Source organism: Verrucomicrobiota bacterium JB022, assembly GCA_030673845.1.
Lineage (GTDB): Bacteria > Verrucomicrobiota > Verrucomicrobiia > Opitutales > Oceanipulchritudinaceae > WOUP01.
The window spans coordinates 193,631-213,300 of sequence record JAUTCQ010000015.1 but is presented as its reverse complement, the minus strand read 5'-3'; the positions used below and the strand labels follow the sequence as shown (position 1 = coordinate 213,300).

20 protein-coding genes and 1 tRNA gene are annotated in these 19,670 nt (G+C 63.2%); 14 read left to right on the top strand and 7 right to left on the bottom strand.

Going from position 1 to position 19,670, the window contains the following annotated elements; translation table 11 throughout:
* Nucleotides 1-69: 69 nt before the first annotated feature.
* On the bottom strand, nucleotides 70-774 hold the full coding sequence (locus Q7P63_11455; GenBank protein ID MDP0500703.1) for a DUF374 domain-containing protein: 705 nt from the start codon (nucleotides 772-774) through the stop codon (nucleotides 70-72).
* Between the two features lie 130 nt (nucleotides 775-904).
* Between Q7P63_11455 and Q7P63_11450 the strand changes: the two genes are divergently transcribed.
* From Q7P63_11450 to Q7P63_11435, 4 genes are all read left to right on the top strand, one after another.
* On the top strand, nucleotides 905-2,359 hold the full coding sequence (locus tag Q7P63_11450; GenBank protein ID MDP0500702.1) for a radical SAM protein: 1,455 nt from the start codon (nucleotides 905-907) through the stop codon (nucleotides 2,357-2,359).
* Nucleotides 2,360-2,369: 10 nt separating this feature from the next.
* Nucleotides 2,370-2,627, top strand: coding sequence for a type II toxin-antitoxin system prevent-host-death family antitoxin (locus Q7P63_11445; protein ID MDP0500701.1), 258 nt, complete (start codon nucleotides 2,370-2,372; stop codon nucleotides 2,625-2,627).
* Nucleotides 2,615-2,923 (top strand): type II toxin-antitoxin system RelE/ParE family toxin, encoded by a 309-nt coding sequence (locus Q7P63_11440; protein ID MDP0500700.1) that lies wholly within the window; start codon nucleotides 2,615-2,617, stop codon nucleotides 2,921-2,923. The genes Q7P63_11445 and Q7P63_11440 overlap by 13 nt, the downstream gene beginning before the upstream one ends.
* Before the next feature lie 150 nt (nucleotides 2,924-3,073).
* Nucleotides 3,074-3,598, top strand: coding sequence for a hypothetical protein (locus Q7P63_11435; protein ID MDP0500699.1), 525 nt, complete (start codon nucleotides 3,074-3,076; stop codon nucleotides 3,596-3,598).
* Here Q7P63_11435 and Q7P63_11430 read toward each other — a convergent pair.
* Nucleotides 3,504-4,478, bottom strand: coding sequence for a hypothetical protein (locus tag Q7P63_11430; GenBank protein ID MDP0500698.1), 975 nt, complete (start codon nucleotides 4,476-4,478; stop codon nucleotides 3,504-3,506). The genes Q7P63_11435 and Q7P63_11430 overlap by 95 nt on opposite strands.
* A 145-nt stretch (nucleotides 4,479-4,623) precedes the next feature.
* Between Q7P63_11430 and Q7P63_11425 the strand changes: the two genes are divergently transcribed.
* Nucleotides 4,624-4,700, top strand: a tRNA-Asp gene (locus tag Q7P63_11425).
* An 86-nt stretch (nucleotides 4,701-4,786) separates the two neighbouring features.
* On the opposite strand, the gene Q7P63_11420 is transcribed toward Q7P63_11425, so the two are convergent.
* Entirely contained in the window at nucleotides 4,787-5,491 is a 705-nt protein-coding gene (locus Q7P63_11420; GenBank protein MDP0500697.1) for a DUF1353 domain-containing protein, read from the bottom strand.
* 121 nt (nucleotides 5,492-5,612) lie between these two features.
* Here Q7P63_11420 and Q7P63_11415 point away from each other — a divergent pair, with 121 nt between their 5' ends.
* A complete protein-coding gene (locus Q7P63_11415) occupies nucleotides 5,613-6,836 on the top strand; it encodes an NnrS family protein (GenBank protein MDP0500696.1) in 1,224 nt (407 codons plus the stop codon).
* A gap of 120 nt (nucleotides 6,837-6,956) precedes the next feature.
* Here the strand turns inward: Q7P63_11415 and Q7P63_11410 are convergent, their stop codons facing one another.
* Nucleotides 6,957-7,481 carry a plastocyanin/azurin family copper-binding protein gene (locus Q7P63_11410; protein MDP0500695.1) on the bottom strand — a complete coding sequence of 175 codons (525 nt, stop codon included), beginning with the start codon at nucleotides 7,479-7,481 and terminating at the stop codon, nucleotides 6,957-6,959.
* A gap of 114 nt (nucleotides 7,482-7,595) precedes the next feature.
* Between Q7P63_11410 and Q7P63_11405 the strand changes: the two genes are divergently transcribed.
* Nucleotides 7,596-8,612: a sulfotransferase gene (locus Q7P63_11405; GenBank protein MDP0500694.1), complete on the top strand. Its 1,017-nt coding sequence runs from the start codon at nucleotides 7,596-7,598 to the stop codon at nucleotides 8,610-8,612.
* A gap of 14 nt (nucleotides 8,613-8,626) precedes the next feature.
* On the opposite strand, the gene dtd is transcribed toward Q7P63_11405, so the two are convergent.
* Both dtd and Q7P63_11395 read right to left on the bottom strand, forming a co-directional pair.
* Nucleotides 8,627-9,082, bottom strand: coding sequence for a D-aminoacyl-tRNA deacylase (gene dtd, locus Q7P63_11400; protein MDP0500693.1), 456 nt, complete (start codon nucleotides 9,080-9,082; stop codon nucleotides 8,627-8,629).
* A gap of 3 nt (nucleotides 9,083-9,085) precedes the next feature.
* Nucleotides 9,086-9,976 carry a DMT family transporter gene (locus Q7P63_11395; GenBank protein ID MDP0500692.1) on the bottom strand — a complete coding sequence of 297 codons (891 nt, stop codon included), beginning with the start codon at nucleotides 9,974-9,976 and terminating at the stop codon, nucleotides 9,086-9,088.
* Nucleotides 9,977-10,127: 151 nt separating this feature from the next.
* On the opposite strand from Q7P63_11395, the gene Q7P63_11390 reads away from it, so the two are divergent.
* From Q7P63_11390 to Q7P63_11375, 4 genes are all read left to right on the top strand, one after another.
* Complete coding sequence (locus tag Q7P63_11390; protein ID MDP0500691.1) at nucleotides 10,128-12,371, top strand: TonB-dependent receptor; 2,244 nt, start codon at nucleotides 10,128-10,130, stop codon at nucleotides 12,369-12,371.
* Nucleotides 12,372-12,384: 13 nt separating this feature from the next.
* On the top strand, nucleotides 12,385-13,755 hold the full coding sequence (locus tag Q7P63_11385; protein ID MDP0500690.1) for a PepSY domain-containing protein: 1,371 nt from the start codon (nucleotides 12,385-12,387) through the stop codon (nucleotides 13,753-13,755).
* 89 nt (nucleotides 13,756-13,844) lie between these two features.
* A complete protein-coding gene (locus tag Q7P63_11380; GenBank protein ID MDP0500689.1) occupies nucleotides 13,845-15,791 on the top strand; it encodes a DUF294 nucleotidyltransferase-like domain-containing protein in 1,947 nt (648 codons plus the stop codon).
* Entirely contained in the window at nucleotides 15,788-16,477 is a 690-nt protein-coding gene (locus Q7P63_11375) for a 3'-5' exonuclease (protein MDP0500688.1), read from the top strand. The genes Q7P63_11380 and Q7P63_11375 overlap by 4 nt, the downstream gene beginning before the upstream one ends.
* A gap of 268 nt (nucleotides 16,478-16,745) precedes the next feature.
* Here the strand turns inward: Q7P63_11375 and Q7P63_11370 are convergent, their stop codons facing one another.
* The gene (locus Q7P63_11370; protein ID MDP0500687.1) at nucleotides 16,746-17,285 is read right to left on the bottom strand and encodes a DUF1697 domain-containing protein; all 540 of its coding nucleotides are present in this window, start codon (nucleotides 17,283-17,285) and stop codon (nucleotides 16,746-16,748) included.
* Nucleotides 17,286-17,468: 183 nt separating this feature from the next.
* Between Q7P63_11370 and Q7P63_11365 the strand changes: the two genes are divergently transcribed.
* Genes Q7P63_11365 through Q7P63_11355 form a run of 3 tightly spaced genes read left to right on the top strand, consistent with a single transcriptional unit; the run spans nucleotide 17,469 to nucleotide 19,670 of the window.
* Nucleotides 17,469-18,278, top strand: a complete 810-nt coding sequence (locus Q7P63_11365; GenBank protein MDP0500686.1) for an AAA family ATPase — start codon at nucleotides 17,469-17,471, stop codon at nucleotides 18,276-18,278.
* Nucleotides 18,275-18,994 carry a hypothetical protein gene (locus Q7P63_11360; GenBank protein MDP0500685.1) on the top strand — a complete coding sequence of 240 codons (720 nt, stop codon included), beginning with the start codon at nucleotides 18,275-18,277 and terminating at the stop codon, nucleotides 18,992-18,994. The genes Q7P63_11365 and Q7P63_11360 overlap by 4 nt, the downstream gene beginning before the upstream one ends.
* Complete coding sequence (locus Q7P63_11355; protein ID MDP0500684.1) at nucleotides 18,963-19,670, top strand: hypothetical protein; 708 nt, start codon at nucleotides 18,963-18,965, stop codon at nucleotides 19,668-19,670. The genes Q7P63_11360 and Q7P63_11355 overlap by 32 nt, the downstream gene beginning before the upstream one ends.

The following is a 19,670-nucleotide window of genomic DNA, read 5'->3' as shown; positions in this document are numbered from 1 at the left end:
ACGTAAACCATCGAATAGCGCCAAAGCGATCATGGCAAACGGAAGCAACGTGAGGTCGCACAGAAACAGCTAGATCCCGCGCTTCGGGTCCGTCCCTGCAGAGACTTCCTTGAGCGCGGCTTCCATTCCGGCGGCGACGGCGTCGCGGTCGCGCCCCCAGGTGTCGGTCACGCTGTCGACCGCGCGCATCGTCAGCGTGACTTTGCTGAACGGCAGGGGCACGAAGAAGGCGTCCCAGCTGGGCAGGCGGAAAAACTGATGGTAGCGGATGCCCGTCAGCACGATGGGCGCGCGGGTGAGCACGGTCAGGAGCGCCGCACCCTGGTGCACGTGATAGAGCGGACCACGGGGGCCGTCGACCGTGATGCCCGTATCGAGCTTTTCGTCGCGGATCACGCGCACGAGCTCGCGCACGGCCTCGGTGCCGCCCCGCTTGGTGCTGCCGCGCACAGGGCGCGTGCCCCATAGCTCGAAGAGCGCAGCCAGCCACGCGCCGTCTTTGCTGCGGCTGACGAGCCCGCAGAGGCGGTGCCCGTGCGGCTTGCGGAAGCGGCGGTAGATCTCCTGGTTGATGAGGCAACGGTTGTGCCAGAGCACAAAAATGGCCGGCGCCGGAGTCTCGCGAAACACCCGGTGCGATTCCGCATCCATCTTGATCCGCAGGCTGCGCATCCACCAATCGGCCACAAAGGCGATCAGGTAGAGCAGCCAGCGTTTGCTCGGCGGAATGGCGTGGGTGGTGTCGCGTCGGCGCGGACGCGGCGTGTCAGTCATACCCACCACTGTGCGCATGCCCGCGCAGTTGCCAAGCCTTGGGAGTGATCGAGGCATCCTAAAAATAATCTGCATCACAGATTTTAATGGCAATTAATCTGCGATACAGATAACAAAACGGCGCACCACCATGAAGATCAAGTTCATCCTCCCCGCGTTGACGGAAGCCGAGAGCCCTTTCTGGCGGCCCATCAAATACTCGCTCTTCCCGCCGCTGGGGCTCGCCACCCTCGCCGCCTACCTCTCGCCCGACGACGAGGCGCAGATCGTCGACCAGCACGTGCAGCCGCTGGACCTCAACGACCGGCCCGACATTGTCGCCATCCAGGTCTACATCACCAATGCCTACCGCGCCTACCGGATTGCCGACCACTACCGGAGCAAGGGCGTGTATGTAATCCTCGGCGGGCTGCATGTCACCTCGTTGCCCGAAGAGGCCAAGGCCCACGCCGACGCGATTTTTCTCGGCCCGGCGGAGGAATCGTTCCCGCGCTTCCTGCGCGACTATCGCGCGGGCCAGCCGGAGAAGGTCTACCGCTCCCGCACGCGTTCGTTACACGGCGTGCCGCCGATCCGCCGCGACCTGATCGACCGGCGGCTCTACCTCGTGCCCAACTCGATCGTCGTCACCCGCGGCTGCCCACACCATTGCGAGTTTTGCTACAAGGATGCGTTTTTCACGGGCGGCAAGTCGTCCTATACCCAGCCGGTAGACGACGCGCTGGCGGAGATCGAGCGCCTCCCGGGGCGGCACCTTTACTTCCTCGACGACCACCTGCTGGGGCACCAGCGCTTCGCCCGCGAGCTTTTCAGCGGGATGCAGGGCATGGGGCGGCTCTTTCAGGGCGCGGCCACGGTCGATTCGATCCTGACCGGCGATCTGATCGAGCGCGCGGCAGAAGCGGGGCTGCGCAGCATCTTCGTCGGCTTCGAGAGCCTCGACCTCGCCAATCTCCAGCAGAGCAACAAGCGTCAAAACCTCGGTCGCGATTACGCCCAGGCCATCAACCGCCTGCACGACCTCGGGATCATGATCAACGGCAGCTTCGTCTTCGGCCTCGACGGGGACGGCCCCGACGTCTTTCAGCGCACGGTCGACTGGGCGGTCAAAATGGGCATCACCACGGCCACCTTCCACATCGCCACGCCTTACCCCGGCACCGCGTTTTACACTAAGATGCAGCAGGCCGGTCGCCTCCTGTCCGACAACTGGGACCTCTACGACACGCGCCACGTCGTTTTCCAGCCCACCCGCATGACACCGCACGAGCTGAAAACCGGTTACGACCTCGCCTACCGCGATTTCTACCGCTGGGGCTCCATCCTCGAAGCCAGCCTCTCCCACGGCACCCTCAAGCACCAGTTGAAGCACTTCTTCTACACCAGCGGCTGGAAGAAATTCGAACCGCTCTGGAACGCCGTCATCCAGGCCAAACGTCTCAACCTGATGACCCCGCTACTCGAAGGTGTGCTCTCGAAAGTCACCCGGCAGCAAGGGGGAGGGGAAACATCCATGAAGGAAAGAATTTCGCCCGTGTATAAATCTGAAGCGATCTCGATTGCCAGGAGGAGCGACTTGAAATAGAGCTTGAGAAATGAAATTTGAAAGGGCCACAGCCTTAGCCCAGGAAGCAAACCGCTTACTCCGGGAGGTCAGCGAGAGCAACGAAACCGTGGCCATTACAGAAGCCGGTCGAACAGCCGCCTATCTCGTTTCCGCCGCAGAATACCAACGGATCGAAGATCGCCTCGAACTACTTGAAGGGCTGGCAAGAGGAGAACAGGACTACCGCGAAGGCAAGGTGGTTTCGAATGAAGAAGCAGCTCAACGTTTAAAGCGGTGGCTCGATTAATCTGGGCTGAACACGCGCTCGCCCAGCTTGAAGATATCCTTGGCTTCATTGCTCAAGATAATCCAACAGCAGCCAAAAAACTGGGCCGCGAAGTATGGCACGAAGTAAACCGTTTGCCAGTCTTTCCCCGCTCCGGCGCACGACCAGCAGAATTGACAGGCACCATTTACCGCCGTGTCAGCATCCGCCCTATCCTTGTCTACTATCGTGTGGAAAAAGAGGACGTAATCATTACCTATGTCCGACGTGGAGAAAGCCGTTTTTCGCTCGATCAACTCGAAGAAAACGAAGATTAGCACCTCACACAGCGGCAGCATGCATCCCAATCCGGTTTAAGGTTTGATGCAGCTGCCCCTTATGGTGATAATAAGAAGGTGAAATCGTCGCCAGACCCTACCCTTCGGGCGCCGTGCCCTTGGCTCCCGACGTTGAGCCCCGAGGCGCGCATGAGTTATCGCGACCTGAACCAGTTGGGCGAAAACCGTGGCGAGGCCTTTTTTCTGACCGCGCTGCATTACGGGCAATACCTGTGGCAGCGGGGTGAATCTGCCCGCGCGCTGCTGGCCCTGGCCCGCGCCTTGTATGCCGACCTCGTGATCGAGACCGCCCACCCCCTGCCCTATGGCGCCATCGGCTGGATCATCCGCCACCACCCGGGCGACTCGTTTATCGGCAACCCGCGCATCTCCTTCCAGCATCAGGCGGAGCGTTACCGGGGAGAGCGGCAGACGCTGCGGCGCGCGCGGTCGTGGGCGGCCTGGCATATCGCGCGGCAAGCCGCCCCCTCCCTGCCCGGCGATCCGCACTCGCATTTGCAAGAGCCTTCCGCCATCGAACTGACGCGCCGACTGGCCGACTCTGCCTATCCGGGCGAGATCAGCGACTGGCAGCAGGCTCTGGCGTCGTCGCCAAGCTGGCAACCGGGGTCCACGCCCGCGCCCAGCCTCCATGCTGCTGCGCGAGCACATTAAAGGCCGCTAGATCGTCTTCCTTTGCATCCACGCACAGGCCGTAGAGGGCGACCGGCTGGGGGTTGCGCGCCTGCCAGCGGCCGACATCTTCCGTCAGGGCCTCCCAAGGTACACTGCGCCCCCCTCCCTTTTCGGTGGTGTATTGAAAGCTGGCGTCGCTGATCACCACGACCGCATCGGGCTGCAGCGCCCAGACTACGTCGAGCACGCCCTGAATCCCATCGGGGCTCCCACGCTGCCAGTCTCGCCCCGCCCGTCCGCTCTTGACGAGGCCGTCGCTCAGCCAGGTATTGAGGCCAGGCAACCCCGTCTGCAGTGGCACCATCTGCGGTTGCGCCCAGGCATAGCTGCGCGAAAACTGCAGCAGCGCCACCTCAGTCGTCGGGGTCAACCCGCCCAAGAGGTCTCCGACTTCGGTTGCCAAAGCCGCCATATCGGCCCCCTGCGCCTCCAGCTTGCGCTTGATCGGCGAAGACATGTCGATCGCCACCACCACGCGCTTGCCGTCGAGCGTGGGGGACAACCAGGAGCGCATCAGGTAAGCGGCAGCGTCCGCCGCCCCGGGCGCCGTCGCCGCCATCGGTCGGGGCGCGGCGGCAGGCGGGCGGTTCATCTGCTCCAGCGGGTCCTGCAACTTCGGCAGGGGGTGGGCTTCTTCCCACTGGCGCAGGATCGCCTGAACATCGAGCGGATGCAGGAGCGGCTCGTCGGCAGCGTCTTCACCCGCAACGACTGGCGCAGGCTCGTCTTTGGGGAAGCTAGGCCACTCGAAGTAGTGCATGGCGGCGAAGGTCGCGAGCGCGGCCCCCGCCACCAGGCCGATCAGCCAAAACGGCGGTTTTCCGCCTCCATTGCCTTGGGCGTTGTGCTCCACAGCCATCCGGGAGACAACCTACGCCATCGGAAGGGGTGTCCGCAAGAGCGCATCACCGTTACCTGAGAGGGGTGGAAAACTTTTTTCACTTTCCTCCACAAAGATGCTTGACCGATTCAATCCATTTTGACTGTATGAGAGCTTTCCCAAAGGGGTAGTAGCTCAGTTGGTTAGAGCGCCTGCCTGTCACGCAGGAGGCCGCGGGTTCAAGTCCCGTCTATCCCGCCATTTGAAGGCCCGAGAGGTAAATCCTCCGGGCCTTCTCCTTTTTCCGGTTGCAAACAAAGGCCGCGAGAGGCTTCCCCTTCCCTCTCCTACTCCTCGGGTGCCCGCCCGGATTTCACGGTGAGGATCCGCTCCTGCAGGTGGACCGCATCAGGGCGCGGCAGGTCTGTCGCCTTGTCGATCGCCTCATCAATGTCGGCCAGGCTCGGCGCATTCCGCTGGATAAGGGCCTGTAGTGCTTCCAGATCCAGCGAAACCGCCTTGGTCGAGAGGATTTCAGTCTCGGGCTCTTCCAGGTCGAAGCTGCCCAGCATTTCATCGGCTTCCATCGCATCGGAAACCTGCGGGCGGAAGACCTTCTGGCCACCCCGGCGCTTGCTGCGGCGGAGGAGGCCGACATTGTCCACGACGGTCTCGGGCCAACGAGGGCCGGCAAAATACACGGCGGCATACATCAGCTTGGCCTGTGGCTCGGAAACGCCCGAGGCGCGCATGGCGTTGTAAAACACCCGGTGCACGGACTTCCAGGGCTTGCTGCGCACATCGCAATAAAAGTCGTGCACGACGGAGGCGGCTCGATATTTGCCAGCAAACGGCCCGCCAATCACCGACCACAGCGCCCGCGGGATCGACGCACCATCTACTTTCGCCCCGATGGGCACGGGCCATGCCGCATCATCGACATCGTGAAAGCCGAAGTCTTCCACCACCCTCATGCGTCGGCCATCCGACAGGGGCTCGAGGATCAGGCGACCGGTATAACGGCCAAAATTCAATTCGTCGTTATTACTCATGGCAGGCTAGTGGTTTTTAGCTTAGTCGAGAAAGGCCTTACCTGGCAATCCTGATCTTCCTGAAGGCTGCGCTTGACGCAGATCAAGGCGCGCGGGAGCCGTCTCGAGTAAGATAGCCGGCATGATGAGCCCGCTGCCCTCGCAGGCGATTCCCGCCGCCGATTCTCCCACCTTGCCCACCATCCGGTGGCGCGACTTTGCTGCCGCCTGTGCGGCCGAGCCCTACCGAGCGTTTTTCCCGCTGGGCATCGTCGTAGGCGTAGTGGGGGTTGCGCTCTGGCCGCTGTGGTATGCTGGCTGGGTGGAGGCCTATCCCGGGCCGGCCCACGTGCGGTTGATGGTCGAAGGCTTTTTCACCGCATTCATCCTCGGGTTTCTCGGCACCGCCGGACCTCGGATGCTCGACGCTCGCCCCTTGGGCCTCGGAGAGTGGGGCCTCGTCGGCGGACTCTGGGCCACCGGGCAAGTTGCGTCGCTCATCGGCTGGGCAAATTGGGCCGAGCTGGGCTTCGTCGCAGCGATGATGCTCTTCGGGCTCAGCCTTGCACGCCGTTGTGGCCAACGCGAGGGGCTGCCTCCTCCCGGCTTCGTCCTGGTCGGGCTCGGGTCCCTCGGTGCCGTGCTGGGTGCGCTCACCCAAATGCCATGGCTGCAACCCCACCTGCCCTACGCGGTGTGGTTTTTGGGGCGCAACTTCCTAATTGAGGCCTACATCCTCCTGCCGATCCTCGGGGTAGCTCCGTTTTTTCTCGGCCGCTTCGGCGGGCTGGAGCCCAAGCACAGCCCCCTCGATGCTCGCAAACCCGATGTCCGCTGGCGGCAACAAGCCGGGATCTGCCTGCTGCTGGGCGCGGGGATCGTGGGCGGCATCGCCCTGCAAGGGGCGGGGTTGTTCCGTAGCGGCGCGTTGCTTAAAGCAGCCTTTACAGCGGGATTCATTTTGACCCAGGTGCCGTGGCGCTACCCGCGTGCGTCCACGCTCGCCCGCCTGGCGCAAGCCTCGCTGCTCTGCCTCGTCCTTGCTCCCTTGGCCGAGGCTATCTGGCCGGAGCTGCGGATTGGCTTGCGGCACGTGCTCGTGATCACCGGCTTTCAATGGATCGTGGTATGCGTGGGCACCTGGGTGGCGTTCGCCCACGCAGGCCGCAAGCAACGGCTATTGCGCAACTGGCCGCTGCTCTGGATCTGCGCCGGGGGTTGGGCCCTCGCCATGGCCACGCGCGTAGTAGCCGAAGCCTTGCCCGCCATCCGCGACAGCCACCTTATCTACGCGGCAGCCGCCTGGATCGTGGCCACCCTGCTTTGGCTCGCCCTGCTGCTCCCACGCCTGCGGGAAGACGGTTGAGAACAAGACTCGCGTTAACAGAGGAGAACAAAGGAAACAAAAAAGGAGGTGGAGAGCGTCATGGCGCCCTATTCACCTCCTTTGTTCTCTTCGTTTACTTCTGTTAGAAAGATCGGCTTTCTATTGGACCACGATCACGCCCTTCATGCCGGCGGAAAAGTGACCGGGGAAGGAGCAGACGAAGGGATACAGCCCCGGCTTGTCGGGCAACTGGAAGACGATCGTGTCGCTCTCGCCGCCGCCGAGCATACGCGTCGCGGTAAGGATCGAGGCGGCTTCGCTCGGCGGCAGGTATTCGTGCTGCGACGCACGGGCGGCCGCCGAGGCAAAGGCCTTGGGGTCGACGCCGTCGTGCAGCACCACGAGGTTGTGCCCCATCGAGGCCTTCGGCATCTTGCCGATGTTGTCGAGCGTAATGGAGAGCACCTGACCCGGCTTGGCCTCGATCCGCGTGAGGTTGAACTTCATCTGGTCGTTGGCCGTGATGGTGAAGCTCGCCTCCGGCGCCTTGTCGATCTGCGCCAGATGCAAGACGGGCGTCTCCGCCGCAGAATCGCTGGTTTGGGGCTTGTCGCCGCAGCCGCTCAAGGCAGCCGCACCGGCCAGGATCAACGTAAAAGGTAGGATGCGCAGGGTGTCTTTCATGATGCGTCGTAGCTTACCACCCATTGAACAAGGGGTCATTGACGTGGATCAAGCCTATCTGACGATCCTGTAGCGAAAACAGCATGAACCACTACGCTAGAGCTCGCTATTGCCATGAAACAAGCCGCTTGGTCACAGATTTTAACCTTGCCACACCAGGTAGCGATTTTACCGTTGCTAGCACTTTTCTCTCTGCTAATGAACGCTCTGTCAACGACCCCTGTCTTCGTAACGGGAGTACCTCGAAGCGGGACCACTCTCGTCTATACAACTCTCCTGGAGCATTCCGTCTTTAAGCCAGGTGTCGATGAGCCCATGGAGCGCCTGATGGCCGAAGCCGGCTGCTTTCGACATCCGCGATCGATTTATAACCGACGTGGCGGATCATCAAAATATCTATTGCTGGACGAGGACACGATTGAGGAACTTCATAAAAAGACGAAGAGCCTCCGCACTTATCAGACGATCGGGAATCTGCCTTACCGTGTAGTGAAGAAGTTCATGGCGTCCCAGTCGGCCTTGGTCGCCCTAACTTATCGTCTTGGTGGAAATCCTGTCGCTCTTCGTACGTTCTTCGATCAAGCCCGCAAAGTTCGGAAAATTCAACGCCCGGTCGAAAAAACACCCAATCATATTTTATATCTTCCTGAAATCTGGGCGACATACCCAGACGCGAAGTGCATGTTTATCTACCGCCATCCGGTCGATGTGCTCAGCTCTTATCGTAAACGCCTGCAGGTGGAAATTCAAACGATTGGGGAAAAAGCCAAAAGCTCTTGGCTCGGGATATCGTGGCAAGACTTTGCCACCCGCTACGAGCACTATGTAAATACGGCTCTCAGCGTTCAGGCCCAAGGTCGTCCCAACTTCATGGTGCTGCCTTACGAAACATTAACCCGAGAGCCCGAAGCAACGATTCGAAAAATATGCTCTTTTGTAGAGGTTGATTTTGATCCGGCCATGATGCCCAAGAAAGCGAGCAAAAAGCGCAACCACCATACCTATACAGGCGGGGAGATCATGGCCAAAACCAAGAATTGGAGCGACTACCTGCCATTGGAAGAAGCCAAGCTATTGGAGGATCGGCTTGCTCCGCTCATGGAGCAGTTGTCTTATACTCGCTATAGCTAGCCCCCCTCTCCCCCTCAAAGATCCCGCTGCTTGGTGTCGATGATCAGGGTGACGGGGCCGTCGTTGTCGGCGGGGATGCGCATCTCGGCGCCGAATTCGCCGGTGCCGATGGGCTGGCCGAGCTCGACCTCGAGGGCGTGGTGAAATTGTTCGTAGAGGTCGCGCGCCTGGGCACCCGGGGCCGCGCGGTTGAAGGACGGGCGCGTGCCTTTCTTGAGGTTGCCGTAGAGCGTGAACTGGCTGATGAGCAGGATCTCGCCGCCGATGTCGAGCAGGCTGCGGTTCATACGGCCCTCTTCGTCTTCGAAGATGCGCAGGTGCGGCAGCTTGTGGGCCAGCCACGGGATTTCTTCGGCGGTGTCTTCGGCGCACACGCCGAGGAAGACCAGCAGACCGCGCCCAATGGCGGCCTTCGTTTGCCCGTCGACCGCCACGGAGGCGGAGTGAACGCGTTGGACGACTGCTCGCATACCTTAATTGCCTGTCACCATCACAATGCCGATGGCAACCAGCAAAAGCCCCGCCCCGACAAACCGCTCGATCATCACCGTGCGGCCCACATGGCTCTCGCGGTTGTCGAACCAATGCCCCACCAGCGCCACGAGCAAGACCGACCACATGCCGCGTGAGCTGTAGAGGATGTTGATGGCAGTTGGGTCGCCCGAGGCCGAGACGCTGTAAGTCATCATGTAAAATTGAACCGCCATCAGCATGACGGCCGGGACGATCCAGCGAAACGCCTTGACCGGGATCGAGCGCAGCGGGCCGGAGAAAAACGGCAACAGCACAAACGACGAAGCGACCACCACCGTCTGCTTGGCCGCCACAAACTGGAAGAACCCGAAGCGTTGCGCAAAGGCTCCAAACATCACGTCCATCCCCGCATAGGTGAGGCTGGCCAGCGTGGCAAGCAGCACGGTGAGCCAGACGGATTTGCCGGAGTGGCTGCGCCTCCGCCCGAGCAGATAAACGGCTACCACCGTGAGCACCGCCGCCAGCCACCAGGCCAGCGGCACCGGCTGCGCCAGAAAGATGGCCGACAGCACGGCCACCGCCAGCACCTTGATCCCCATCAGCGGCATCGCCACCGAGACGTCGCCATACTTGATCGCCAACACACTGAAGGTGGCGCCAGCCGACGAGAGCAGGCCCGTGACGAGCACCGCCCACCACAGGCTCCCGTCTACCTGCCCCGGGGCCAGCAGCCCAGCCGGCAGCACGCACAGCCAGAACAGCCAGTGGCTGACAAAGAGCACGCGCATCGCGCCCACGTGGAACTCCAGCGCCTGCTTTTGCAACAGGCTCGCCACCGTGTAGATCAGCGCCGCGACCACCGCCAGCGCGTAAAAGACAGACGTCTCCATACTTCCCCCAAAGCCCTCCAGCTAAAGAGCCTCCATTTTCAAAAGTCGACCCAATTGCAGGAAATCCGGCATGGCTAAAAATACCCTATTTTGATACCGCGTCTCGATAGCATTGACACGCCTGAATCTGAGTCTCAGAACCACATCGCTTATGAAATCGTCCAAGCTGCTGACCTCGCTGGCACTGCTGTCCACCACTGTCTCGCTCTTTGCTCAAAGCTCGACCGCCCCTGCCGAAGGGCAGGTGTTCGAGCTGGAGGAATTTATCGTGACCGGCGAAAAGCTGGGCCGCACGCTGCAGGAAACGCAGACCAGCGTGTCGTTCTTTTCGGCCAGCACCCTGCAAAACACGCCCGTGACGTCTATCGGCGACGTTTTCAAGATGTCGGCCAACACCTACGCCTACGATGGCAACTTCAGCATCCGCGGGATCCGCAACACCGGCCTGACCAACTCCGAAGGCAGCGAACTGGCGACCGTTTTGCTCGACGGTGCCCGCGTCGACTCCCAGATGCTGACGCTCGACGGGCTCACGCTGTGGGACATCGAGCAGGTGGAGATCCTGCGCGGCCCGCAATCGACCAGCCAGGGCCGTAACTCCCTCGCTGGCGCGGTGGTCGTGACGACCAAGCAGCCGACTTTTGACTGGACCGGCCAGATGCGCGCCACCTACGCCGAGCTGGAGACCTACCAGCTGGCAGCGGCCGTTGGCGGCCCGATTGTAGACGACTGGCTCGCCTTCCGCATCTCCGTCGACCAGCAGCTGAGCGATGGTGCCATCACCAACACCACCCGCAACGAAGACGACTGGGACCGCACCGACAGCCTCACGGTGCGTGGCAAGCTGCTCTTTGCCCCCAAGTCGTGGAACGGCTTCACTGCCCGCCTGATGTATCAGCAGTCGGAAAGCGATTTCAACGATCGCGCCTATGCCTACGCCAACGATTGGGACGGTCTCTTCGACCGCCTGGCGTGGGAAAACACCCGCAATGAGTTCGACGGTCGCAGCCGCCTGGCCTCGCTGATCATGGAGCAGCCGCTCTGGGAGGGCTGGCAGCTCAGCTCCACCACGTCCTGGAGCGACTTCACCAGCTCCTCTTCCTACGATGGCGACCGCACGCCCAGCGGCCCGGGGCAAGACGACCTGCTCTACGGCTACGGCTACGACAACAAGAACCTGAGCGAAGAGCTGCGCATCCTGGGCCGAGGCCATACCTGGCGCGTGACTGGCGGCTTGTATCTGGCCACCGAAGAGATTTCCAGCAATTCGTCGGGCCCGTTCTTTTACACGCTGCCCTCCGCCTACCCTCCCCTTTTCGGCCTGCCCAACCCCTCCCGCGTGTTGCTCGACAACCAGTCCGATTACGCCATCGAGACCGACAATGCGGCCCTGTTCTTCAATGGCGACTGGGACATCATTCCCGAGCTGACGCTGACCGTGGGCCTGCGCCTCGACTACGAAAAGAAAGACCGCCAGACCAACCAGAACGTTTCCCTGCTGCAAGGCTTCCCCGACGCGGTTTCGCTGGTCGATGTGCCCTCTCTCGGCATCCCCGCCGGAACCCCGGCAGACATCCTGATCGCCGGGCTGGCCGCTCAGGCCTCTTCCCAGGACTCCGGCAGCGAAGACTTTTACACCGTGCTGCCCGCCATCGGGCTTACCTACAACATCACGGAGAAGATGAGCGCCGGGATCAGCTATTCCCAAGGCTACCGCTCCGGCGGGGTGAGCTTCAACATGGCGCAGGGCCGGATCGTGCCCTTCGACCCGGAATTCACGCACAACTTTGAGCTGTCGTTCCGCTCCCAGTGGCTCGACGACCGCGTGACGCTCAATGCCAACACCTTCTACGCGTTGTGGGAGGATCAGCAGATCAGCTATCAGTATTCTAGCGACGTCTATGACAGTGAGGTCGTGAACGCGGCTGAGTCGGAATACTACGGCTTCGAAATCGAACTCAAGGAATGGTTCCTCAACGGCTGGAGCTTTTACCAGAACATCGGCTATACCCACACCAACTTCCGCGACTTCAACGTCGGCGCAGTTTCCCTCAGCGACAACGAGTTCCCGCAGGCTCCGCACTGGACGCTGGGAGCCGGGGCCAATTACCGGCACGACAGCGGCTGGTTTGGCAATGCGAGCCTCACCTACATCGACAACGCCTGGGCGAGCGAAAAGAACGAGCCGAATCTCTACCTCGGCGAGCGCCTGCTGCTGGACGCCAAGCTCGGCTTCAGCCTCGACCATTGGTCGGTCTACGTCTTCGGCACCAACCTGCTGGACGATGACTACATCAACCGCCTCTGGTCGGAAACCGCCAACGCCGGCTCGACCTACGGTGCCATCGTGGGCCGCCCGCGCGTAATCGGCGTCGGCTTCGAAGCGAACTACTAGCCCCTAGCCAGCGATGAGCACCACTACCACTGCCCCCGAGCCTGTCGTTCAACCCACACCCGAGGCGGTCAAAAAGACCCGCTCCTGGCTGGCTGCGATCTACCCGGCCGTCTGGCGCTGGCACTTCTGGATGGGGCTGCTCATCACCCCCGTGCTGGTGATCGTCTCGCTGGCCGGGGCGCTCTTCGTCTTCGAATACGAGCTCGCCCCGGTGGTGGAGCCGGGGATGCATCAGGTGGAGGTGCCCGCAAGTGGAGAAATGCTGCCCGTCTCCCAACGGGTGGCGGCGGCCCAAACAGCCGCGCCCGAAGGCTGGCACTTTACCGACATCTCCCGCTACGTGGGGGCCGACCGGGCGGACGAAATCGTCTTCAGCGGGGAGGAAGACGCGCACGGGCATCACGAGCACCACAGTGTCTTCGTCAACCCCTACACCGGGGAAGTGCTCGGCCAGCGCGGCAGCACCGACGGCTTTTTCGCCACCGTGCTCAAGCTGCACCGCACGCTGCTCGGTGGCACCTTCGGGCGCTATCTGGTGGAGATCGCGACCTGCTGGGGCATTGTCTCGATGCTCACCGGGCTGCTGCTCTGGTGGCCGCGCGGCAAGGGCAAGAACAAGGCCGCAGGCGTCTGGAAACCGCGCCTCGACAAGGGCCTGAAGACGACCTTGCGCGACCTGCACGCCATCCCGGGCGTCTACCTCGCGCTCTTCATCGTCACGATCATGGGCACGGGGCTGCTCTATACGCAGATCTGGGGCAACGCGTTCTTTGCCGGGCTGTATTTTGGCAAGCAGCTGCCCGCCGCCTACGTCAGCCCGCCCAAATCGAGCGAACTGGCCGACGGTGCTACCCCCGCCACCGTCGACGAGATCATGGCCGAGGCGCGCACGCATTACGCCTTCGAGCAGTTTTACCTCGCCGCGCCTCACGAGCCGGGTGATTGCTGGACGATCTTCAGCAACAGCCAGGACGGCAGCCTGCAGGAAGGGGCCGTCTATCTCGACGCCTCCACCGGCGCGACCTTGGACGTGATTCATTTCAGCACGCTCCAGCCGGGGGCCAAGGCCGCCTTGCTCTTTTACTCGATCCACACCGGTCGCATCTTCGGAATGCCGACCAAGATCATCGCCCTGCTCTCCTGCCTCGTGATCGTGGGCATGAGCCTCACAGGGGTGTGGATGTGGTGGCGTCGCCGCCCGGCGGGCAAGTTCGGTGCGCCCCGCAAGACGCGCAACGAGGAGGTACCCAAAGCCATCGTCGCCGTGATCATCCTGCTCGGCATCATGATGCCTACCGTCGGCCTCACCCTGCTGGCCCTCTGCGCCTTCAACGTCGCCAAATGGGGCGTAGGCAAGCTCTCCGGCGGACCCAAGGCAGCCTAGCGAGCTGGGTGCAGAACTGCCGACGTGCAGTCTGCCTCCGCCCTCACCTTCGCCGTTGCTAAGGGCGTGGGCAACTGCATGATAGGGGTATGCAGCGCGCGAATGTTATCCCCGACCGTATTGCCTCCGCCCTGGGGCGCTACCCACCCTTCACCATGCTACCCGAAGACGTCGTGCAGCGGCTGGCCGAGCAGGCCCGCGTGCGCGCGCTGGTGGCAGAGGAGATCGTGTGGAAGCAGGGCGAGCTGCCGCAAGACGAGCTCTACTTCCTCGCGCGCGGACGCGTGGAATACCATTGGGACAACGGGCACGGGCAGGAACTCGTCGACGTGCGCGACATGGGCGACTTGTTGGGGCTGACCGCCATCATGCAACAAGAGCCGTTTCGCGTAACCGCCGTAGTGGTCGAGGACGCGCTGCTGTATGTGCTCTCCGCCGAGGTGATGCGCAAGCTGTTGCAGGAGCACGACGAGGCTCGCCACTACGCCCGGCGCCACCTTTTTTGGGCCACCCGCGTGGGCGGCAAGGTACCCGACCAGCACGAGGCCCAGCTCCAGGCCAAGCGTACCATCCTGCAGGCCCACCTTGACGGCGCGCAAATGGTCCAGATCCGCCCGGTCGAGCGTCTGCTGACCTGCCTGCCGACGGAGACCATCCGCCAGGCTTCGACCCTCATGGTGGCCAAGCGCGTGCCCTCGATTCTCGTGGTCGACAACGAGCGTCGCCCGCTGGGCATGGTGACGAGCGTCAACCTCGTCAAATGGGGCATGGTGCAGGGCCTGAGCATTGACGCCCCGGTCAAGGAAGTGATGGCCAGCCCGGTCTACACCGTCTCGCCCACCACCAGCGCCACCTCGGCCATGCTGCTGATGTTGCGCCAGCGGGTGGGCCAGATTTGCGTGACGGAAGACGGCACGCCCAAGAGCAAGGCCCTCGACGTCTGCACGCACAAAGACTTGCTGGCGCAGAGCGGTCACCACCCGGCCGGGCTGCTGCGCGAAATCCGCTTTGCCAAGAGCACCCAGCGCCTGCGCGAGCTGTGCGACGAGGTGGAGCAAATTGCCCGCAGCTACGTGGAGGCCGGTATCTCGGGCATCATCCTCGGCCAGATTTGCGCCGAACTGTTCGACGAGCTGGTCGAGCGATTGGTAACGCTCGCCACCGACGAGCTGGCCGCAGCCAATGTAGTGCTGCCGGAGCTGGAATGGGCGTGGATGACGGTGGGCAGCGACGGCCGCCGCGAGCAGGTGCTGCGGACGGATATGGACAACGCCTTCATCTTTGCCTCGACCGGCGATCCAGCGGAAGACGAGCGCAACCGTCAGATCTTCCTGCAACTCACTTCGCGCGTGGTCGAGATGATGGTGGAGTGCGGTTTCTCGCGCTGCCAGGGCGGCGTGATGGCCTCCAACCCCCGCTGGTGCCGCAGCGAAGCCGAATGGCGCGAAGAGATCCTCGGCTTCAATTCCTACGATGGCGAGGCGATGCTGCGCGCCCTGGTACTCTACGATTTGCGCTACGTGGCCGGCAACCGCGACATCTGCGAACGCATCCGCAAGGTGGTGTTCGACGCCGTGGCCGCCAACGATCCGCTCCAGCGCCGCATTGCCGAGCTGGTGCTCGAAGTCGCCCCGCCGCTCAACTTCTGGGGCAAGTTTGTGGTCGAAAAGAAGGGCAGCCAGACGGGCAAGCTCGACATCAAGGGCCGCGCGCTCTCGCCGATCCGCGACACCACCCGCGCGCTCGCGCTCAAGTATCGCCTCACCCGCCACTACTCCACCGGGGGCCGCCTCCAGCAGATCCAGGAAGAGGTGCCGCGCCTGAAGGAGTGGGCCAGCCTCGCCTACGATTCCTACGACTTCCTCCTGCGCCTGCGGATCCTCACCGGCCTGAAGCGTGGCGACACCGGGCGCTACATCGAGCCCAACGCGCTGACCAAGATGGAGCGCACCTACCTCTCCAGCGTGTTCGACGTCGTGCGCATGGGCCAACGCAACCTGCAGGTCGAATTCCACCTCGAACCCCGCAACCGATGATCGGCAAGCTGTTCCGCCGCCGGGGCAAGCTAGAGCCCGTCGCCCGGCAATACCTCGACCAGTCGCGCTACAAGTTCAACAGCAAGGCCCCGCTGGCCCAACTGCCCGTCGTGGTGCTCGATGCCGAGACGACCGGGTTCGATCTCGCGCGCGACCGCATCCTGTCGGTCGCCACGGTGGAGGTAAAAGAGCGCGAGATCCTGATCGCCAGCTCGCAGGAGTGGATCGTCTACCAGCCCGAGGCCGCCGCCAATGCCGCCGTGAGCGTGCACGGCATCCTGCCCTCCGAGACGGCAGCGGGCACGCCCGAAAAAGAAGTGCTGGGCGAGCTGCTGCCATTGCTCGGCACCCACCTCGTCGTGGGCCACCACATCGCGTTCGACCTGGGCATGCTCGACCGCGCGGCGCACAAACACTTCAACGTGCGTCTGCGCCACCGCGCAATCGACACGGCGCTGCTCGCGATGCAGGAACTGGAGGCCTTCCGCCGCTCCGGCTACCCCAACCAAAAGCCGCCCACGCTCGACGAAGTGTGCTCCAACCTCGACCTCCCCGTCCACGCCCGCCATACCGCCTCCGGCGACGCCTATACCACAGCGGAAGTCTTCATCCTGCTCTGCGCCCGCATCCGCCACCGCCTCGGTCGCCCGGTCCAGCTCCGGGATCTGGGCTCGGCGCGGCTGTAATGTTTCATTGAGCGGACTGATCAGAGGTGGCACCCCTTCAGGGTGCAGTCACCGGTACGGTATAGTCCGGTGGTGTCGGACGCAATGCGTCCTCAACCACCGGCTTAGGGATGGCATCCCTCCGGGATGCTGCATCATCCAGCAAGCCAGAGGCTTGCCAGCCCTTAGCGCGGGGTTGAGATCCGCCATAGCGGATCGACACCCCGGGTTTTTCCAAACTCGGGAATGCACCCTGGAGGGGTGCCACCACTCGAAGCAACACTTGGCGTTACATTTTGGCCACGATCTCGCGCATCTGGCAGACGGTGCGCCAGTTGCGGCTGGTCGCCGGGACGCCGAGGCAGCGCTCGACACGCTCGGCGAGCTTGGAACGGCCAATGCCGCCGGGCGCGTGCAGGTAAAAGACACGGTCGATCAGCTGGAAGCGCTCGTTCTCTCCTCGCACGGCCTCCAGCTTGTCCAACTCGGGCTCGGTGGGCGTGGCGGCGAGAAAGCTGAGGTGCAGCGTCTTGTGATCGGCCTCCGCCTCGGGGAAGGGATTGCGGCGGGCGGCTTCCTCCAGTTGTCCAGCGGTGAGCACCATCACTTGCGGGGTAAACTCATATTGCAGGCGGATAGCTTCGGTAATGCGCTGCTCCAGCACCGCGCGATCGGCCTCGGCGGCGCGAAAGGCTGCATTGCCGCTCTGGATGTAGGTCTTCACCTCTAGCAGGCCCAACTCGGTCAAGAGTTGCTGCAGTTCTTTCATCGGCAGCTTGTTGGCACCTCCGACGTTGATGCCCCGGAGCCAGGCGACGTAAGTTTCCATCTCTTTTTCTTACGCGCGCCTGGGCTGGGTCGCAAGCCCGGCCCGCCCGGCGGAAGCGGTTGACGGCCGGGGCCTTGCCCAACGGTCTCGCAACGGGAGGCACGCTTAAGGATTGCCCAATGCGACGCGGCCCGCCTTAAATGGAGCTCCGATCCGCCGTTAACGCGGCTAAGGCTCATCTCTATGTATCAGCAGTTTTACGGCATGCGGGAGATGCCCTTCCACATCACGCCGGACCCGCGCTTCCTCTACCTGGCCCCCACGCACCAGGAGGCTCTGGCACACTTGCGCTACGGCATCAACGAGCGGAAGGGCTTCATCGTGCTCACCGGCGAGGTCGGCTGCGGCAAGACGACCATCTGCCGCCAGTTGCTCAACGAGCTGGCCGGGCAAAACGTCGAAACCGCCCTCATCCTCAATCCGCGCCTCACGGAGACGGAGATGCTGGAGGCGATCCTGACCGAGCTGGGGCAAACGCCCGTCCACGGCTCCAAGCACCACCTGCTGGAGCAGCTCAACCGGCACCTGCTGGCGCTCATCCTCGAGGGGCGCAACATCGTGGTACTGATCGACGAGTCGCAAAACCTGAGTTTTGAAACGCTCGAACAGCTGCGCCTGCTCTCCAACCTGGAGACGGATTCGCACAAGCTGTTGCAGATCATCCTCATCGGCCAGCCCGAGCTGCGCGAGCGCCTGAAGGAAGAGCGCCTGCGCCAGCTCCGCCAGCGCGTGCTGGTGCATTACGACTTGCGCCGCCTCTCCCGAGACGAGGTGGCACACTACATCCAGCACCGCCTGACCTTGGCCGGCTGCCAGGGCCGCCCCGTCTTTACGCCCCGGGCGATTGCGCGCATTCACCGCCGCAGCCAGGGCATCCCCCGCATTATCAACAACCTGTGCGACAAGTCGTTGCTCGCCGCCTACGTCCGCAATCAGGACGTAGTGGGCTACCACGAAGTGGGCCGCGCCATCCGGGAGTGCGAACTGAAATGAGCCTGATCAACGAAGCTCTCAAAAAAGCGCAGGCCGATCAGGCCCGCCAGAATACCGGCCCCGGCGGTCAAGGCCCGCAGCAGACGGCTGGCATGCTCGTGCCCAATCGCTCGGGCGGAGGCGGGATCGTGATCGGCATCGTAGTCGGCGCGCTCGTCGCCGCCCTCGTCACCGGTGGCATCCTCTGGCTGGTGTTGCGGCAACCGGCCAAGCCCGCCCCCGAAGTCGCCCAGACGCCTCCCCCTGTCGCCGCGCCGGCGACCGTGCAAACGCCCGCCCGGGAGCCCGCCGTAGCCGTCACCACCCCGCCCCCTGCCCCGGTAGCCGAGGCCGAACCGGCACCGCTGCTGGAGCCGATCCGCTACACCCCGCTAAGCGCTCAACAGCCGGAGCCGCCGACGCACGAGCCCGCACCACAGGCCATTGCCCCCGCGCCGGCCCAACCTGTTGCCGTGCAGCCTCCCGCCGCTGCCCCGGAGCCAACCCGCACCACCCAGCTACCCGAGGTAGCGGCCTATATTGCCAACATCGAGGTGCGCGGCGTCATGAGCGGTGGCAGCAAGATCCTGCTTTTCGACCCGGCGGCCGAGCGTAGCCGCGCCTTTGCCGTCGGCGACGTGGTGAGCCTCAACCCACAGATCACCATTGCCGAGATTGCCGCAAACCAGGTAAAATTCCACGATCATGGCGGAGTCACCTACACCAAGCGCTACTAGCCAAGGCCCAGCCGGGCGTTGGATCCCCAAACTGGTCTTTCGCGACCAGTCGCTGACCTCGGTGGCCCAGGCCGACCCGCTGGCCCATTTCGGCGAAAAGACGCAGGCCCCGGCCCCCATGCTCAACCCCCTGAGCGCCCCGCCGCCCCCGCGCAAGGCGGAGCCACGCAACACGCGCCCGCCCATGCCCGTCGCACCCGCCCCCGAAGCTTCGCCGGACGAGACCGACGCCTTCCTCAACGAGGTCTTCGGCACCGCCGACGAACCGATTGGCGACCTGAAATCCGACGAGCCCGACTTCCCTTCCTTCAAGCAGCTGTCTCAACAACAGCAGCCCCCCTCGCGCCCGAAGGAAGAGCCCCCGGTGGAAGAGATGAGCATGGAAGAGCTGCTCCGCAGCGCCGCCGGCGACGAATCGCCGGAAGAGCCCGACCACGGTCCCCTCATCGCCCGCCACCCACCGGACCGCGACCAGCCCCACTTCCCCGCCACCCGCGCCCCATTCGCCTCCCAGCCGGAGGAGGATGACGACGACCGCAGCACCGCCCGCCACACGCGCTCACCCTTGCGCCTGCGGGTGAAAAAGCCGCAGGATGAGGAAGCGGAAGCCACGGACAACCTCTCCGCCCTCGACGCATTGGACGAACCGGATTTCCCCGCCGACCGTAATCGCTGA

Bases quoted from the DNA above. Each gene is read 5' to 3' on its own strand.
- Q7P63_11455 (MDP0500703.1), bottom strand. From the start codon at position 774: ATGACTGACACGCCGCGTCCGCGCCGACGCGACACCACCCACGCCATT.
- Q7P63_11450 (MDP0500702.1), top strand. From the start codon at position 905: ATGAAGATCAAGTTCATCCTCCCCGCGTTGACGGAAGCCGAGAGCCCT.
- Q7P63_11445 (MDP0500701.1), top strand. From the start codon at position 2,370: ATGAAATTTGAAAGGGCCACAGCCTTAGCCCAGGAAGCAAACCGCTTA.
- Q7P63_11435 (MDP0500699.1), top strand. From the start codon at position 3,074: ATGAGTTATCGCGACCTGAACCAGTTGGGCGAAAACCGTGGCGAGGCC.
- Q7P63_11430 (MDP0500698.1), bottom strand. From the start codon at position 4,478: ATGGCTGTGGAGCACAACGCCCAAGGCAATGGAGGCGGAAAACCGCCG.
- Q7P63_11420 (MDP0500697.1), bottom strand. From the start codon at position 5,491: ATGAGTAATAACGACGAATTGAATTTTGGCCGTTATACCGGTCGCCTG.
- Q7P63_11415 (MDP0500696.1), top strand. From the start codon at position 5,613: ATGATGAGCCCGCTGCCCTCGCAGGCGATTCCCGCCGCCGATTCTCCC.
- Q7P63_11410 (MDP0500695.1), bottom strand. From the start codon at position 7,481: ATGAAAGACACCCTGCGCATCCTACCTTTTACGTTGATCCTGGCCGGT.
- Q7P63_11405 (MDP0500694.1), top strand. From the start codon at position 7,596: ATGAAACAAGCCGCTTGGTCACAGATTTTAACCTTGCCACACCAGGTA.
- dtd (MDP0500693.1), bottom strand. From the start codon at position 9,082: ATGCGAGCAGTCGTCCAACGCGTTCACTCCGCCTCCGTGGCGGTCGAC.
- Q7P63_11395 (MDP0500692.1), bottom strand. From the start codon at position 9,976: ATGGAGACGTCTGTCTTTTACGCGCTGGCGGTGGTCGCGGCGCTGATC.
- Q7P63_11390 (MDP0500691.1), top strand. From the start codon at position 10,128: ATGAAATCGTCCAAGCTGCTGACCTCGCTGGCACTGCTGTCCACCACT.
- Q7P63_11385 (MDP0500690.1), top strand. From the start codon at position 12,385: ATGAGCACCACTACCACTGCCCCCGAGCCTGTCGTTCAACCCACACCC.
- Q7P63_11380 (MDP0500689.1), top strand. From the start codon at position 13,845: ATGCAGCGCGCGAATGTTATCCCCGACCGTATTGCCTCCGCCCTGGGG.
- Q7P63_11375 (MDP0500688.1), top strand. From the start codon at position 15,788: ATGATCGGCAAGCTGTTCCGCCGCCGGGGCAAGCTAGAGCCCGTCGCC.
- Q7P63_11370 (MDP0500687.1), bottom strand. From the start codon at position 17,285: ATGGAAACTTACGTCGCCTGGCTCCGGGGCATCAACGTCGGAGGTGCC.
- Q7P63_11365 (MDP0500686.1), top strand. From the start codon at position 17,469: ATGTATCAGCAGTTTTACGGCATGCGGGAGATGCCCTTCCACATCACG.
- Q7P63_11360 (MDP0500685.1), top strand. From the start codon at position 18,275: ATGAGCCTGATCAACGAAGCTCTCAAAAAAGCGCAGGCCGATCAGGCC.
- Q7P63_11355 (MDP0500684.1), top strand. From the start codon at position 18,963: ATGGCGGAGTCACCTACACCAAGCGCTACTAGCCAAGGCCCAGCCGGG.